Source organism: Flavicella sp. (genome assembly GCF_029238425.1).
Classification (GTDB): domain Bacteria; phylum Bacteroidota; class Bacteroidia; order Flavobacteriales; family Flavobacteriaceae; genus Flavicella.
In genome coordinates, this window is sequence record NZ_JAQWGB010000014.1 from 1 (window position 1) to 17,446 (window position 17,446).

Below are 17,446 nucleotides of genomic sequence, written 5' to 3' on the forward strand. Positions count from 1 at the left end.
GGCCATTGTGGCATATTGGTCTAAAATAACATCAAGAGCTCCATTTGGGTGACTACCCACTGCGCTGTTAGAATGGAAATCAAATGTAAGTGTTTGCCAACCTGTATCCGCTGTTGAAGTTGTTAATACCTCTATTGCGAAAATACCATCTTGATCCGTTTTTGTATTTTCTAATTTCAAAAGAATATCTCTTGCAAGTCCTTCACTTTGGTAGTATTCCACGGTGATGACTCCTTTTGTTCTTACATCAATGTAGTTGGCAGGGTTGATTGAGAATGCATCCCAGTTACCAGCACCATTATAAACGGCAACACCTACGTTTGAGGCAGAACCATTCATTCCTGTTTGTGATTCCACGGTAATTACGGCGCCACCTCCAGCATCGTCTCTTAAATTTAAACTAGCTTCATCTTCAAAATCTGCTAACACTGTTGCTGCTTCGAAAACAACTGCATGAGATTTTGTTTTTGACACATCCGCGGCGTTTGAAGCAGATGCTGTAACAGTAATGTCATAAGTACCTGATTCTTCAGCGTAAGTATAAGTCGCTTTTGGTCCACTTGATGCGATCACATCTTCGTTACCTGTTGCCATCGGGTCATTGAAATCAATTGAATAGGAAGTTCCTCCGGTAGAAGAAGGTGTAACTCCAACTGCATTTCCATTGTCATTCTCTTCCGTAATTACAAAATCTAAGTTTGTAATGGTGGTAGCATCGCCTCCGCTACCTTCGTCGTCACTTTTACAAGCTATAGTCAAGCTTAATCCTAGTAGGATATACATCCCGTTTTTTAGTAAATTCATAATGTCTGTTTTTAATTTAGTTTGTATTTGGTTTTTGCGTTATTGTTCTTCAAATTTGATGTTGTCGAAATAGATGATATTATCTGAGTTTCTTGAAGTGTAATCAGGAAATACGATCAGTTGATCAATATTACCGGTTGCTCCAGCTCCAATGCTACCAGATAAGTCAAATGTTAATTCTTCCCATTCATTAATTTTAGTATTCGCTACTTTTATTTCCAATTGAGCATCACCGCTTGCCTCAGCAAACTTTAATCCAACATCACTAATAACAGTTTTGTAAACCATTATTTTAACTGTGCTATTGGTTACATCGAATTTAAAAGTCCCGATATCTTCACCATGTTTGGTCTCACAACCAACCCATGCTGCTCCTTCTGACAACGCGGTAAATTTTGCTACGTTGGATGATGTATTTATTCCATTTTTAAATGGGTTTTCTACAATTTCTAGCGCTGGGTTGGATCCGTTTTCAAATACGGTCCAGGTCCAGTCTGCTCCAAATCCTATCGTTTCAAAGTTGATAGGGAAAAATGGCGCTACCGTTGAAGGCACCACAACTTCTTCTTCTTGTTGTTCTTCTTGGTCAATCTCATTTGTGTCGTCATTACTGCTGCATGAGACAGTGGCAAAAAGGATTGATAATAGCAGTATGTTTGTTTTAAAAAAAGTCATAGTTTTAATTTTAGTATCCAGGGTTTTGTCCCCATCTTTCGACAGCTCCTGCTAATTCAAGTTCAATAAGTGGAATTGGAAACAATTCATTTTTGTTTGCTACGAAACCATCAATGGTACTATCAGCATTGCCAGTTCTTACCAAGTCAAAGAATCGATGTCCTTCCCCCATAAGTTCAAGCCTTCTTTCTTGTAAAATGTTTGCAAGAGTAGCATCAATTCTATTTGTGGTGTTTCCAAAAGCTCTATCTCTAACAAGATCTAAGTAGCCCTTTGCTTTAGTAGCATCTGGAGCCGCTTTTTGAATATTAGCCTCAGCTGCCATTAAAAGGATATCAGCATATCTAATAGCTCTGTAATTGTTAGGATTCGTTAAGTTGTTGTCTCCTAACCCTAAATCTCCTTTTCTAGGAAGATATTTTCTATTGTATAATTTCGTCTCTCCTCTACTAGGTTGGTAACTGGTAGCAATAGCTTCTGCGTCAAAAATAGTAGCATCCTTTCTTAAGTCACCAACAGTAAAAATACTTGCAGCTTCAGCAGTAGGAGTATTGAATCCGTAACCTGAATCAAAAGTAGGACCTACATATTCTCTTACTCCACTAAACCCTACGGCTACATTTCCTTCACTACATTGTAAACAATCAAACCCAGCACCTTCTACATCTGTATATTGAACTTCAAATATTGAACCGTCTGCATTTTCACCTGGGTGCTCAAATATGTTACCGAAATTAGATGCTAACGTGTAATTTCCGTCAGAGATAACTTGATCAAGAACAGTGGCAGCATCTGTGTATTTAGCAGCATCAAATGTTCCGTGATATAGATAAACTTTTCCTAGTAGAGATTGAGCAGCCCCTTTGGTTACTTTATACTCTAAATCTTGAGTCGTGTTTAGTAAACTAACAGCTTCAATTAAGTCTGCTTCTATTAAGGCATAAGTATCGGCTATAGTTGCCGTTCTAGAGATTGTAAATTGTTCTCCAAACTGCATTCTTTTGTTTTGGATTCTTCCATCTTCAACTAATAATGGTAATGGCCCAAACCATTTTGCCAATTCAAACGTAAAATAGGCTCTCAAGAATAGTGCCTGACCAATCATGTCATTTTTTGTGTCAAATTCGATGTTGTCTCTGAATTCAAGCATATAGTTTGCTCTGTTTAGTCCAGCATACATCCATCTCCAGATATCTCTCAATTGTTCATTGACATCATTGTGAACCATATTGTCAATATCTTGTATTGAAGGACCATCAATATTATCTGGATCACCTCCTGCGAGTGTGTTGTCTGAAGCAATTTCTCCAACCATAACGTTCCAAAAAGAAGCTTGTAATAAATCGTAAACTCCAATTAAAACATCTTGGTAATCTTGTTCTGTTTTAAAGAAATCATCGGAATTTGGATTTCTTGAAGGCACATCAATAAAATCATCGCTACACGCAGTAAGCGTTACAAAGGCGATAATGAAACCTGTAATATATATCTTGTAATTTTTCATAATCTACGTGTTAAAATTTTAAGTTTAGGCCTAACATATATGTTCTCGCAACAGGATAAAATCCTTTGTCAATACCAGCTCCTATAGGTGCTCCTGAGGATGCTCCCGCATCATATCCTTTGTAATTTGTAAATGTGTATAGGTTATTTACGGATACGTATAATCTCAATCTATCCAATCCAATTTTTGAAACGGCATTTTCTTGGAAGGTATATCCTGCTTGCACGTTTTGAATTCTTAGGTAAGAGGCGTCTTCAACGTATAAGTCAGAGAAGTAACTGCTTTGTGGTGTTCCTCCTGTACTTAGCCTTGGCACATTTGAGTTGGTGTTGGTAGGTGTCCATCTGTCCAAGTTGTAAGTTCCTTTGTTGGCTTCTAAAATTTGACGTTCGTAGTCACGTACCATTTCGGCTCCTAAAGAAGCAAAAGCAGAAGCACTGAAATCAATGTTTTTATAATTGAAACCTAAATTTAATCCCATAGTAACATCTGCTATTGGGTCTCCAATATAAGTTCTGTCATCCGCAGTTATTTCCCCATCATTATTGACATCCACTAGTTTTAAATCACCAGGAGCTGTCGCTGTTGATGATACAGGGCTATCGTCAATTTCTTCTTGAGAAGTAAACACACCGTCTGATTTGTAACCATAAAAATATCCAATTGGGTATCCTGCTTCCATTCTACCAGCGTCATCAACTCCGATACCTACACCAAAGCCTCCACCGGCTTCAAAACCATTTTCACCTGAAACGAATAATACTTCGTTGTGTAAAGTTGTAAAGTTGTAGCTCGCATTGATTTTAAAATCTTCTGAGAATTTACTGTTGTATGCAATTTGAAATTCGAACCCTTTGTTTTGAACTGTACCTGCGTTGATTGTAGGTGGTGCTGAACCTGGAGCTGATGATCCAAGAATTCCTGAAACTTGTGATGTGATCAAAAGGTCTTCTGTTCTTTTGTCAAAGGCATCCATAGTCATGCTAATTCTGTCTCCAAGCAATCGAGTATCGATACCAATGTTGAAAGTTTTTTGCTTTTCCCATTGGATTTCTGGATTTGAAAGAGCACCTTCGGCTAAACCTTGAAGTAATTCTGAAGCATCAGCTTCGTCATTTCTTACATAAGTTGCTTCTCCTGATAAAGTTGATAAGTATCTGTAGTCTCCAATTTTATCAGATCCAATAATACCGTAACTAACTCTTAGTTTTAACAAATTCACAAGGTCATTGTCTACTAGAAAATCTTCTTCAGAAATATTCCAACCTAATGATCCAGAAGGGAAATATCCAAATCTGTTCTCTGGTCCAAATCTTGTAGAACCATCTCTACGAAGTACCCCTGATAAAAGATATTTACCTTTATAGTTGTACTGAATTCTTGTAAAATAAGAAAGTAATCTAGTGTCAAATGTGTTTGAACCACGCGCCAATTGCTCGTCTGTAAATCTGTTTATTTGTGTTTCTGCATTGGCTACACTTGCATATTCTATGCTATTTACTTGTTGACCATCTAAAAGTAAGTTTGTTCCAGACATTCCAGTGAAGGTTCCGTATGTCTTAAATGCTGACATACCTAAAAGAACGGTTAAAGAATGATCTTCATTAAAAGTATTAGAATAGGTGATAAAGTTATCCCAAGTGTAATCATCGTAATAATCTTTGTTTTCATACACTTCGTTTGTGGTGATGTTAAAACTCTTAGAAGGTCCATAATAAACCTCTGGTTTAAAAACATGACCGTCTACGACTGAGTGATTCATTTGGAATTTTGAACTCACTTTAAAATGGTCGTTTAAAAATGAATAATCTAAACCTAATGTTGCACTAATTTTATTAACCCGAGTTTTGTCATAAGTATTGGCAAGTTGAGCAACGGGATTTATAATCTCGCCTCCAAGATTGTACGCTTTTTGAAATCCATCTTCCTCAGTTGCATCGTATACAGGCATCACCGGGTTCATGTTGATTGCATTAAACAATACAGATCCAGCAGCGCCTTCGCTCAAATTATTTTTATTCGAATGAGTATAGATAGCCGTAGTTGATAGTTTTAAATTTTTCAATATGTCATATTGAAAATTCAATCTTGCGGTTGCTCTATTGTAGTTTGATTTATCTCCACCCACAATACCATCTTGGTCTAAGTAAGAGGCACCAAATGAATAAGCTGCTTTTTCAGTACCACCGTTGGCATCAAAGTTTACATTTGCAATCGGTGCACTGGTAAATACTTGTTGTTGCCAATCCGGTCCATCCTCTGGATACACGATGTATTTAGGATCTCCTCCACCATTCATTGACATTTCATTTACAAGAATGGCATAGTCTCTAGGTTTTAAAACATCGATAGAGTTACTAGCTTCTTGAAACCCAATATAGGAATCGATATTAAATTTTAATTCTGTATTTTTCCTACCACTTTTAGTAGTTATCAAGATAACACCATTTGCTGCCTGTACTCCATATATTCCGGCAGTTGCATCTTTTAAAACATTCACGCTAGCGATATCATTTGGATTGATAACGGAAAGGTCAGTAATTCTATTTCCATCTACTAAAATCAAAGGATTGTTATCTCCATTTGTGGATACACCACGAATTCTAATATTTGATGCAGCACCTGGAGAACCAGAAGAGGTTGTTACATTTACACCTGAAACTTGCCCTTGTAAGGCTTGCTCCACACGAACTGGGTTTAATTTTTCAATGGCTTTAGAGTCAATAACCGAAACGGCTCCAGTAATTTCCTTTTTCTTTTGAGATCCATATCCAATAACTACTATTTCGTCTAATAGTTGGTTGTCAGGAGAAAGAGTTACGTTGATTGTGGATTGTGACTCAATAAGAATGGTAGATGATTTGAAACCTATATATGTTATGATAATAGAGTCCCCTTTTTCTACTGTTAGTTCATAATTACCATCAAAGTCCGTTGTGGTTCCTGCATTCTTGCCTTGGATTAAAATATTAGCTCCGGCAATAGGAAAATCGTCCTCTGAGGAAATTATGGTTCCTGAGATTTGCATTTGCTGTGCAGTGACTGTTGCGGTCGCGCAGAAAAACAAAAAATAGAGTAGTTTAATTTTCATTGGTTTTTGGTTTTAGTTAAAAGAATATCCAAATAATTGGAATCCTATTTAGTTTCTTTCGTTAGTTGAAACCTAAGTTTCGTTGGTTGGTTGTTTTATGTAGATAAAAAGTCTCGAGCCTTTTTTCTAATTTTAAAACTGACTTAATTTAAAACCTTCATAAAAACTTTATAATAGGAGTTAAAAAGTCATGAATGGTTTTGAGCCGTTCACTTGTTCTAAATTACAACTGTTAAGATGTTTACAGCAAAAAATCACCTATACATAGACACTACATTTTATTTTTTTTAAAATGTAAACCTTACTTTTAAAAAAATAAAACTTTGTAAATTAATGTTTTATAAAAAAAATAAACCAATGTTAATAAAACATTGGTTTGTGGTATTTTGATACCTTAAATTAAATTTGTTAAGGTAATGTATTAGAAAAAGGAGGCTTATATTTCTAAGATATGATGAATTAAATTGTCTTTTTTTGCCAATCCCATCTTTTTTCTGAGTCGGTAGCGTTTTATTTCAACACTTTTGTGTGAAATATTTAGCAAAGGAGCTATTTCTTTTGAAGATAAATTTAATCGTAAATAGGCACATAGACGCAGGTCATTCGGCGTCAACTCAGGGTATTTATCCTTAACTTTTGTAAGAAAATCTTTATCAGCATTGTTAAAAGCTTCTTGGAAAAGCTTCCAATCACTTGTGTTATTAAGGTTTTTGTCGATTATTTTAATAACAGGTTTTATCATGTCATTGTTTTGTAGATCAGATAATTCCTTTTTGATACTGTTAAGGAACTCATTCTTTTTAATAATACTCATAGTTGATGCGGCCAATTCACGATTTTTACCTTCAATATCCCCCCGTAATTTATCATTGCGCAGTTTCATGATCTCTCTTTCATTCTCTAGTTGAGATCGTTCATATTCCCTTTGGGTTTTGTCCAATAATTCTTGTTTTTGCCTTTTGTAATATTGTTTGTATATGTTGTGGATGATTATAATAATAACAATAGATATAATTATATATAATAGTATAAACCTGTTGCTTAGGTACCATGGTCGTTCTATAGTAAAATCAAAAGCAATTTCATTGGAGGTGACGATATTTCCAACCATAGCCCTTGCTCTAAAAGTGTATTTTCCAAACGGCAGGTTTTTAAAGGAAGCTTTGGATTCGCTGGTCCATTCGCTCCAATGTTTGTGTCGGCCTTCTAAAATGAATTGGTATTTTATTTCTGAGAATTTTTCATAAGAAGGAACGCTATAGGAAAAGTCAAGATTGTTGTATTGATAGGAATAATTGTTGTCGTTTATAAGCGGAACGATACTTGTATGATCGTTTAATTGTCTCTTTTCAATCTGTGTTAGTTCAATTTTATATTTCTTTTTGTTGAGCTTTTTTGTGTCTATGATTAGAAATCCAAAAGAAGTTCCTAGCAAATAGTTTTCTTCGGGTAAAGAAGATATGTTCTCGAAGCCTATGTAGTTTTTTCTGAGTTTTGTGGGTAAGTATATTTTAGTTACCTCCGGGGTTGCATTAATTTTTCCTGGAGAAAAATAGAGGATGTTGTCTTTTGTAAAGGCCCAGAGTTTAGAGTCGTTTGTGTTTACAAGTTTTCCTGAAACATAAGATTCATTTGTGGTTAATGGTGTATGAAATACCGAATCTATTTCAAAGCTATTCGAGTCAGTGTTGAATTTCAATAGTCCTTTGTTGTAATTATAGATTAAGGAACCTTGATAGTTTATAATGCTTGATTTTTCTCCCTTAAGGTGGTTGTTGATTTTAGCGCTTATAAATTTTGTTAAACTTCCATCCAGTTCTAATTCATAAACCCCTTTTTGCTCATGTGTAACAATTATTTTTGAAGGATTTACAAATTCAAAGTATCTGCTAGATATGTCAAAGTTTTTGATTTTATGAGAGAAACTCCAATTACCATTTGTCTTTTTTAAAATGCAAAAGCCTTTATAGTTCCCTTGTAGTATCGTATTGTTTGAGTTAGGTAACATTTCAAGTTTCCATGCTCCAGGAATAGGCGAGATTTGTTCGGCAGTGTTTTGTTTGATCAAATACGTTCCGGAATTGTGACCGCAAAAAATTGAGTTATCTATAAGTTGCAGGTTCCATACCTGACCTTCCGTTCCAGGGATTAATTCAAAGTTGTTGTTTGATTCGGTATTCCTGTAAAATAGGCCTTGATTCGTTCCTAGATATAAATATTTATTATGTTTTAAGGAAGCATAGGTTGTTCCAAGTTTTCCATTTTTATCATAAAAAACTTGAAAGGGAGCGTTGTAGTTTAAACAACTAATACCATTGTCTAATCCTGTCCAGATATTTTGAGCATTGTCTTCAAATATATTTAAAATCGTGTTGTTATTTAGTCCTTTTTCTTGGTCTATTTTGACTATAATATTTCCTGAATGGTCAAGTTGGTATATTCCATGAGAAATGGTTCCAATCATGAAATTTTTATCCGATGTTTCTATGCAACTATAAATACTTATTGAGGAAAGCAAGTCGTCAGCTTTTGTTTTCCATTTGTTGATTTTACCATTTTTTAATTTGAAAAATCCTTTTTCTTGAGTCAGTATTAACAAGTCCTTTTCATGGTTATAGATTCCAACAAGTATATTTTGTTTTACAATAGGATCATCAGAGACTAATTGACTTTCTCCTTTCTCTATTTTGTACAAGCCATCGTCAAACTTTTGAAAATATATGGTGTTGTTAACTTTAAAAATTTTGGAAAGTAAGGTGTCAGAATGAATAATTTTAAATTGCTTCTCAAAAGAATTATAAATGTATATTCTATTTAGGGATTGGAATAAAATCCATTCTCCTATTTCTAAAATATTCCAAAACTCCTCATCTTCAATGAGTTCTATGTTGTGTTCTTTAGAAAGGGAATGGTACTCCAGAATTCCCGATTTATTTTTTTTCCAATAGCCAAACTCCATATAGCAGCCTGAATATATTTTTTCGTTGATTACTTTTACGGATCTAATGATAGAGTGGTTTGGAGAATTGTATAAATTCCATGATGCACCATTGAACTCTAAAAGTCCTTTGTTGTTAGCAACATAAATAAAATTATTTTCAGTTTGAGAAATAGACCAGTTTTGGTTTTCCGCGTTGTATGTTTCTGGTGTATAGTTTTGAATTGGAGGAATTTCTTGTGATATACTAATTGTAAAGGTGAAAATAAATAGTATAAAGAGTCTCTTTTTGATGTTGTGTAACATAAAGTGATAGCTAAGTTTAGTAAAAATGGTATGTGTGGTTGATTTTAAATTTACAAAAAATATATAGAATACTTATTGGTTTCTGTGATTTGTAGTGTTTGTGTTAAGTTATTCTGACAAAGAGATGTGTCGAATATTTATTTTTATCCTTTTAGTTCCCATCTGTTTCCTAAATTTGTTTGAAGATGGAGTCAGATAATAAAAAGGAAGGAATAGTTTCCAGAAAAATTATTCATGTTGATATGGATGCTTTTTTTGCTTCTGTGGAGCAGTTGGATAACCCAGAACTTCGTGGCGAACCGATTGCGGTAAGTGGGGGTGAAATTAGGGGAGTTGTTTCGGCGGCAAGCTATGAAGCCAGAAAGTTTGGAGTGAAATCAGCCATGGCAGGAGCCTTGGCTAAAAAGCTATGCCCTGATTTGATTTTTGTTCCAGCGAGATTTGAGAGGTATAAAGAAATATCTCAAAAGATTAGAAAAATATTTTTTGAATATACAGACTTGGTAGAGCCTTTGTCTCTCGATGAAGCATATTTAGACGTTACAAAGAATAAAAAAAATATGATTTCTGCCACGCATATTGCCACTGAGATTCGAAATAAAATATTTCAAGAGGTTGGTTTGAACGCGTCTGCTGGGATTTCTGTGAATAAATTTATTGCTAAAATAGCTTCAGATATTAACAAGCCAAATGGTCAAAAAACGATTCCTGAAGAAGAGGTGATTTCATTTTTAGAGGAATTGCCTATTGAAAAATTTTTCGGTATTGGAAAAGTGACAAGGTTGAAGATGTTTAAATTGGGGGTTTTTTCAGGAAGAGATTTAAAAGCTAAATCCAAAGAGTTTTTAATTGAACATTTTAATAAATCGGGTGCATATTATTACGATATTGTTCGTGGCATACATAAAAGCGAAGTACAACCAAATAGAATAAGAAAGTCGGTAGCAGCAGAGCATACTTTTTCTGAAAACCTGACTTCGGAAGTATTTATGATTGAAAAATTAGAACGTATTTCTGTGGAATTGGAAAAACGACTATTAAAAGCAAATGTTGCAGGGAAAACAGTAACATTGAAAATTAAATATAGCGATTTTACGCAGCAGACGAGAAGTAAAACGCTCCCGTACTTTGTGAAATCAAGGTCGATATTATTAACAACCGTTAGAGAGTTGTTGTATCAAGATAAATTGAAAGATTCTGTGCGATTGTTGGGGATTTCCGTTACCAATCTAAACAGTAACACAAAAAGCAATAAAACAGTAACAGACGTTCAGCTAAAATTAAAGTTTTAAATGACAGGATTAGAATTAAAAAAGGAATTAAAGTTGGCATGTGAGCGTTTTGTCTCTGCTAAATTGGAAACAATTCAAAAGACCATACAGTCAAACAAAGATTCTTTGGATTCTGAATCTAAAAGTTCGGCGGGCGACAAACATGAAACCGGACGGGCAATGTTGCAATTGGAGATGGAAAAGGCGGGTCAACAATTAAGTCAAGTACAACAAATGAAATTAATGGTAGAGAAAATTAATGTTACAAAATTGACGGATGTTGCAGCCTTGGGCACTGTGGTTAAAACGAATGTTGGTAATTATTTTATAGGGATTAGTATTGGAAAAGTTACGGTTTTAAAAGATGATTATTTTGTGATATCTCCTGGTTCCCCTTTAGGGCGTTTGATTGTTGGTTTAAAAGGAGGTGATGAATTCTCCTTTAATGGCAAAAGCCAAAAAGTAATTCACTTGTTTTAAATTTTAGTTTGCTTTCATTTTAAAAGGTTTATATGTTTCTTTTTTTGTCAATAGCGCTAGTTTTAGTTTTTATATGGATATATTTTTTTATTTGGTCTCCGAATAAGGCGGATGGTTGGAAGTTGTCAACTAAACCTTTTCCAGAGGCATGGCGAGCCGTTTTAAGAAACGAAGTTGTTTTTTATACGGCTTTGAATGAATCAGAAAAAAGGAAATTTGAATTACGTGTCCAGGAATTTTTATGGAATTGTAAACTAGTGGCAGTTAAAACAACTATTGATGATGTTGATAGGTTGTTAGTAGCGGCAAGTGCTGTTATTCCGGTTTTTGGATTCGAGGATTGGAGGTATGCTGATTTGAATAAAGTGATAATTTACCCGACAACTTTTAATGAAAAATTAGAAACTACAGGTTCTGGAAGGAGAATTTTAGGAATGGTAGGGAATGGACCTATGGAAGGTAAAATGATTTTGTCAAAAGAGGCTCTTAGGATAGGGTTTAAAAATGAATCGGATAAAAAGAATACGGCTATACATGAGTTTGTACATTTAATAGATAAAAGAGGAGGTACGATCGATGGGCTTCCGTCAGTATTGATGGAAAAACAATATGCAATTCCTTGGTTGGACTTTATTAATAATAAGTTGGAAGAAATTTATACAGGAGAATCGGATATCAATCCATATGGAGGAACTAACAAGGCTGAATTTTTTTCCGTTGTAAGCGAGTATTTTTTTGAAAGACCAAAATTATTAAAAAGGAAGCATCCGGAGTTATATGCCCATTTGGCCTATTTTTTCAAACAAGATATGTCGGCAAGAAACCTAAATCCGAAAATAATAAATATAGGACGCAATAGTCAATGTCCTTGTGATAGTGGAAGGAAATATAAAAGATGTTGTGGAATAAATTAAAAAAAGCGGTTTGAGTAACTCAAGCCGCTTTTTTTAATTTATGATTTCTAGTTTTTATTTAAAACTTTTATCCATCACTTTTTTCATAACAGAATAAGAAGTAGAGGCTCCTGGAGAAGCTCCAAGCAATGCACCTATTGTTTTGTCTTTAGAAATAATTATTTCCGTACCAAACTCAAGTTTACCAAAACCTTTTTTATCTCTTTTGATAATTTGTACACGTTGTCCGGCAACTGCTAGTTTCCAATCTTCATCGTTCGCTTCAGGATAAAACTCACGTAGCATTCCCATTCTATCTTTAAAGCTCAAACTTACTTGCTTTATTAAATAAGATACTAAAGGAAGGTTTTTATAACCTGCACCTAAAAGACTCATGATATTGTCAAATTCTACCGATTTTGGTAGGTCGAACATAGAACCGTGTTTTAAGAATTTTGTTGTAAAACCGGCATAAGGTCCAAATAATAATTCTTTACGTCCATTGATCATCCTAGTATCCATATGTGGAACCGACATAGGAGGTGATCCTTTTTTAGCTTTTCCGTATACCTTTGCAGCATGTTGGTCTATAATTTCAGGATTGGTACATCTCAGCCAAAGTCCACTAATAGGGAATCCACCGTATCCTCTCGCTTCTTTGATTCCTGATTTCTCTAATAAAGAAAGAGCACCACCACCAGCTCCAATAAAAACATAGTTAGAAACAAGTTTCCAGTGCTTTCCTATGCTTTGACCTTTGATTGTGATCAACCAACGTTTATTATCTGTTTTTTGAAGATTGTATACGTTACTTCTGTTCAGTAATTGAACATTATCTTGTTTTCCAAGAAATCTAAATAGTTGTTCTGCAATTTCACCAAAGTTCACATCATAACCTTCTTCTACATAGGTAGCAGCAATATTTTCTTTTTTGCTCCTACCTTCCATCATCAATGGAAGCCATTCTTTTATTTGCTCATAATCCTTTGTGAAAATCATTTCTTTGAAGTAAGAAATTTCCTTCAAGGCATTGTGTCTTTTTTCTAAATAAGCACTATTTTTTTTCCCTTCAACAAAACTAATATGAGGAACTTTTGCGATACATTTTTTTAGGTTGTGAATGTATCCTTTCTCAGCACAATCATTCCAAAAGTCTAAAGTTTCATTAAACTCTTTCGCTGTTTTTACAGCTTTGCTAGTGTCTACTTCACCATTTTTTTCAGGAGTGTAGTTTAATTCACAATTTCCTGCATGTCCTGTTCCAGCATTATTCCATGCTTCGGAACTTTCTTCAGCCATTTTAGGAAGTTTCTCAATGATGGTGATTTTTTTACCTGGAAATCTTTCATAGAGCATTATTGCTAAAGTGGCACTCATGATTCCTCCACCAATCAATACAAACTCAGAATGTTTTATAGTTTTAGACATTTGTAGGTCTTAAAATTGAAATAAATTATTTTGCCTGCAAAGATAGGGCTTTGTTATGATATTTATCATATTTGCAGCTTGTAAGATTGATGGAATTTTACGACTTAAATTGAAAATAAAACAAAAAAAACATGACAGAATTATTAACAAAACAGGCCTTTTTTGAAAAGGTGTTTAATTTCGAGGAAAATAAGGAGTGGAAATTTAACGGGGAGATCCCATGTATTATAGATTTTTACGCAGATTGGTGCGGACCATGTAAGTCTTTAGCTCCTGTTTTAGAAGTGTTAGGGGAAGAATACAAAGGGAAAGTAAATATTTATAAAGTTGACACTGAGGCTGAACAAGAGCTTTCTGGAGCTTTTGGAATTAGAAGTATTCCGTCTATGTTATTTGTTCCAATGGAAGGACAACCGCAAATGGCACAAGGAGCGCTTCCAAAACAAGAATTGGAAAGAATTATTTCAGAGGTTTTATCGGTTGAAAAATAATTTTTGATTTTATCAAAAAAAAGAAAGAGTGCAATTTATTGCGCTCTTTTTGTTTTATATGTGGGTTTTTACGAACATGTTTATAAATGGTTTTTATTAATTTGCACATCTTAAACTATACTAAATCTATGAAATAATGAAAAAACAAGCTATTCTTATTGTTTTTGTTCTCTTTGTGTTTAATGCAATTTTTGCACAGTCGGATAAAGTGCTTATCGATGGTGAACTAAAAAAATGGCACAAGATTACTCTAAGCTTTGAGGGAGAAAATTTGTCCGAAAATGGGGATGTAAATCCTTTTTTAGATTATCGCCTTATGGTGAAATTTACAAATGGAGATACGTCTTTTGAGGTTCCTGGTTTTTTTGCTGCTGATGGAGCGGCAGCAGAAACTAGTTCAGGGAAAGGAAAAGTATGGAAAGTACGTTTTAGACCCAATTTGGAGGGGGAATGGACATATAAAGTTTCATTTAGAGCAGGAAAAGCGATCGCTGTAAGTGATGCTAAAGATGCTGGAAAGGAGCTTTGGTTTGATGGTGTTTCTGGTAAAATAACTGTTGGAAAATCAGATAAAAAGGGAGATGACTTTAGAGCAAAAGGAAGATTAGCTTATACGGATAAAGGTTATTTGCAATTTCAAGAAACAAAAGATTATTTCCTAAAGGGTGGGGCTGATAGTCCGGAGAGTTTTTTAGGATATTATGAATTTGATCAAACACCAGCTTCTCATAAATACGAAGCACATGCTGGAGATTGGAAAGAAGGAAATCCTACATGGAAAAATGGAAAGGGTAAAAATATTATTGGGGCTTTGAATTATTTAAAGTCCAAACAAATGAATTCTGTGTATTTCTTGACTATGAATGTTCAAGGAGATGGAAAAGATGTATGGCCTTGGAATGATGTTAATGAGCGGTATCGTTTTGATTGTAGTAAGTTAGATCAGTGGGAAATTGTTTTTGATCATATGGATTCTTTGGGGTTGATGTTGCATGTGGTAACTCAAGAGACTGAGAATGAATTATTATTGGATATTGGTGAATTAAAAACACAGCGTAAACTTTATTATAGAGAATTGATTGCAAGATTTGGACATCATTTAGGGGTGACCTGGAATCTTGGAGAAGAAAATGGACCCTTGCATTGGACACCAAAGGGACAAACGGATAAGGATCGTGAGGATATGGCAAGATATATTAAAACTCATGATCCTTATAAGGGATTTGTGGTGTTGCATACGCATGCCGATCCAAAAGCACAAGATCTTTTTTTAGAACCATTATTAGGGAATGAGAACTTGGATGGACCGTCGTTTCAAACACATAATCCTAAAACCATTCATGGAATTACTAAAAAATGGATTGATAAATCTAGAAAGGCAGGCAAACGATGGATTGCTTGTCAGGATGAAATAGGACCAGCTGATAAAGGAGCACTTCCGGATGCTGTAGATCCAGAACATAATGAGATAAGAAATCATGTTTTATGGTCAAATCTAATGGCTGGTGGTGCAGGTGTAGAATGGTATTTTGGTTATAAATATGCCCATAATGATTTGAATTGTGAGGATTGGAGGTCTAGAGATATTCTTTGGGATCAAACGCATCATGCCTTAGAATTTTTTCAGAATTATCTTCCTTTTACGGAAATGAAATCGGCAGATGGTTTGACCAAGGGTACTTCGGATTATGTTTTTGCAAAAAACGGAAGTTGTTATGCTATTTATATTCCTGAAGTTAAAGAAAATGTTGTTTTGGATTTGTTTGGAGTTGACGGGAAATTTGACGTAAAATGGTACAATCCAAGAACAGGTGGTAAATTGCAAAAAGGATCGGTTAGAAGGATTTATGGAGGAAAGGAAGTTTCTATCGGAACACCTCCTTCTAAAAATGGGGATTGGGTTGCCTTGGTTGTGAATAAGAAAAAGATGAAACCTTTGTTGGAAAATACTCCTGTAAAAATGGAATTAAATGCCTTAAAGGATTTTACCGTTTCTCAAAATTCAGAGGCTGTTTATTATATAGATAAAAAGACAAAAGTTCTTGGGATCAATGCAGGAAATAAAAATTATAGAGATGTATATGCGTCTGCGAAAATGATATTCAATGGAGAAACAGGTATGTACAAAGCTATGTTCGTTTCCTTTATTGAAAATGACGGCGAGTCTGATTATAAGATAAATGTGAATGGGGAAACCATTGCAACAGTGCAGAATAAGGAAACTAAAAAACCATTGGCAAGGTATGATAGCAATCTTGGAGTAGTTTACTTAGAAAAAGGAGATGTTATTGAGGTAATGTCCAAAGCAGTGACCAATGGTAAAATTCCAGAAAATGATGAGACGGCATGGGCAAGAGGTAGGTGGCAATCTATTTTTTTAACGCCAAGTCCAGTTTTAAATTTAAAAAGTGAATTGAAAAACGTAAAAGCTTTTAGTGCTAAGAATGGCATTATTGAAGTAGAGGCAGAGGCATTTCATTTTAAAAGTGATAACGGATCTCCAAGAGATTGGTATGTTAGAAAATCAAGAGAGAATATAGAAATTGAAAATTTGGAGAATCATATGGATGGGGCCAGTAATGGAAGTTATATTGAAGCTTTACCAGACACTCGTGTTACCCATGATGATGTTCTGACTGTGGGAGAAAACTTCTTTCCATTTCCTGGCTATGGTGGAATGGTGGCTTATAAAGTTAAGATTAAATCACCTGGAAAATATTATGTTTGGACAAGAGCTTATTCAAGTGGGCCAGAAGACAATGGTTTGCATGTTGGTCTAAATAATAAATGGCCAGAGAGTGGACAAAGAATTCAGTTATGCCAAGGGAAAAATAAATGGACATGGACATCGGCTCAAAGGGTTCCTGAGAATCATTGTGGCGTTCCGAATACCATATATTTAGAGTTTCCTCATAGAGGTGAGTATATTGTTACTTTTTCTATGAGAGAGGACGGATTTGAATTTGATAAATTTATTCTAACAAAAAATAAAAACTTCAAACCTAAAGACTAATTTCTAATTTTAATAGTTTTCTTACTATAAAACAATTTTGGTTTTCCCAGAGATTAACTCAATATGACAACAGTCTGCAGAAACAACATAGTTAGTAGAGAGTACTTCTATGTTGTTTATAAATCCTGTAAATTTTAAGTTTATTTCTTTCTGTGCGATTTCATTTTGATAATTATCATTGATGATTGTATAGAAATTTTGGTGGAAATTTTCGCTTGATTCAATTTCTTCTCCTGTGTCTTCTCTTATTATTTTAAAAGCGTCTAAAATCACAGGGTTGTCGTTTATGTCAATTATTTCTAGCGTAATCGATCTAAATTCTTCGGTACAAACGATGTCAATTGGATTGCAATCACTGTTAATATCCTCTGTTTTGCTATCAGAACAAGCCGTTGTCAATATAGTGGTAAGAAGTAAAATTATTTTTTTTAACATCATTTTATATTAAAGTGCTGTACATCCAAAATTAATCTATTTTTGTCAATAGCAATGAGAAATAAATTTAGAGATATTTTTGACATTAAGTCCAACCAAGATTTTGAAAAAAAAGCT

Annotated in this window: 12 protein-coding genes; 5 read left to right on the forward strand and 7 right to left on the reverse strand. The window is 34.4% G+C overall.

Translation table 11 applies throughout. The features are described 5' to 3' along the window. From P8H68_RS00685 to P8H68_RS00705, 5 genes are all read right to left on the reverse strand, one after another. Positions 1-804 (reverse strand): PKD domain-containing protein (locus tag P8H68_RS00685; RefSeq protein WP_300320296.1); only part of this gene is annotated, 804 nt, incomplete at its 3' end. Positions 805-843: 39 nt separating this feature from the next. Then, positions 844-1,479 carry a glycosyl hydrolase family 16 gene (locus P8H68_RS00690; protein WP_300320299.1) on the reverse strand — a complete coding sequence of 212 codons (636 nt, stop codon included), beginning with the start codon at positions 1,477-1,479 and terminating at the stop codon, positions 844-846. Positions 1,480-1,489: 10 nt separating this feature from the next. Further along, complete coding sequence (locus P8H68_RS00695; protein WP_300320302.1) at positions 1,490-2,983, reverse strand: RagB/SusD family nutrient uptake outer membrane protein; 1,494 nt, start codon at positions 2,981-2,983, stop codon at positions 1,490-1,492. A gap of 10 nt (positions 2,984-2,993) precedes the next feature. Continuing rightward, positions 2,994-6,074, reverse strand: a complete 3,081-nt coding sequence (locus P8H68_RS00700) for a TonB-dependent receptor (RefSeq protein ID WP_300320306.1) — start codon at positions 6,072-6,074, stop codon at positions 2,994-2,996. A gap of 436 nt (positions 6,075-6,510) precedes the next feature. Beyond that, positions 6,511-9,318: a triple tyrosine motif-containing protein gene (locus P8H68_RS00705; protein WP_300320309.1), complete on the reverse strand. Its 2,808-nt coding sequence runs from the start codon at positions 9,316-9,318 to the stop codon at positions 6,511-6,513. Positions 9,319-9,503: 185 nt separating this feature from the next. Here P8H68_RS00705 and dinB point away from each other — a divergent pair, with 185 nt between their 5' ends. Genes dinB through P8H68_RS00720 form a run of 3 tightly spaced genes read left to right on the forward strand, consistent with a single transcriptional unit; the run spans position 9,504 to position 11,983 of the window. Next, positions 9,504-10,610 carry a DNA polymerase IV gene (gene dinB, locus P8H68_RS00710; RefSeq protein WP_300320311.1) on the forward strand — a complete coding sequence of 369 codons (1,107 nt, stop codon included), beginning with the start codon at positions 9,504-9,506 and terminating at the stop codon, positions 10,608-10,610. Continuing rightward, positions 10,611-11,069 (forward strand): 3-oxoacyl-ACP synthase, encoded by a 459-nt coding sequence (locus P8H68_RS00715; RefSeq protein WP_300320313.1) that lies wholly within the window; start codon positions 10,611-10,613, stop codon positions 11,067-11,069. It begins immediately after the preceding gene. Positions 11,070-11,113: 44 nt separating this feature from the next. Beyond that, positions 11,114-11,983: a zinc-dependent peptidase gene (locus P8H68_RS00720; RefSeq protein ID WP_300320316.1), complete on the forward strand. Its 870-nt coding sequence runs from the start codon at positions 11,114-11,116 to the stop codon at positions 11,981-11,983. A gap of 54 nt (positions 11,984-12,037) precedes the next feature. Here the strand turns inward: P8H68_RS00720 and mqo are convergent, their stop codons facing one another. Continuing rightward, on the reverse strand, positions 12,038-13,390 hold the full coding sequence (mqo, locus tag P8H68_RS00725; protein ID WP_300320319.1) for a malate dehydrogenase (quinone): 1,353 nt from the start codon (positions 13,388-13,390) through the stop codon (positions 12,038-12,040). Between the two features lie 131 nt (positions 13,391-13,521). Between mqo and trxA the strand changes: the two genes are divergently transcribed. Together trxA and P8H68_RS00735 are read left to right on the forward strand one after the other, a co-directional pair. Next, the gene (gene trxA, locus P8H68_RS00730; protein WP_300320322.1) at positions 13,522-13,881 is read left to right on the forward strand and encodes a thioredoxin; all 360 of its coding nucleotides are present in this window, start codon (positions 13,522-13,524) and stop codon (positions 13,879-13,881) included. 136 nt (positions 13,882-14,017) lie between these two features. Continuing rightward, positions 14,018-16,894 carry a DUF5060 domain-containing protein gene (locus tag P8H68_RS00735; protein WP_300320324.1) on the forward strand — a complete coding sequence of 959 codons (2,877 nt, stop codon included), beginning with the start codon at positions 14,018-14,020 and terminating at the stop codon, positions 16,892-16,894. Between the two features lie 24 nt (positions 16,895-16,918). Here the strand turns inward: P8H68_RS00735 and P8H68_RS00740 are convergent, their stop codons facing one another. Continuing rightward, positions 16,919-17,329 (reverse strand): hypothetical protein, encoded by a 411-nt coding sequence (locus tag P8H68_RS00740; RefSeq protein WP_300320327.1) that lies wholly within the window; start codon positions 17,327-17,329, stop codon positions 16,919-16,921. Positions 17,330-17,446 lie beyond the last annotated feature (117 nt).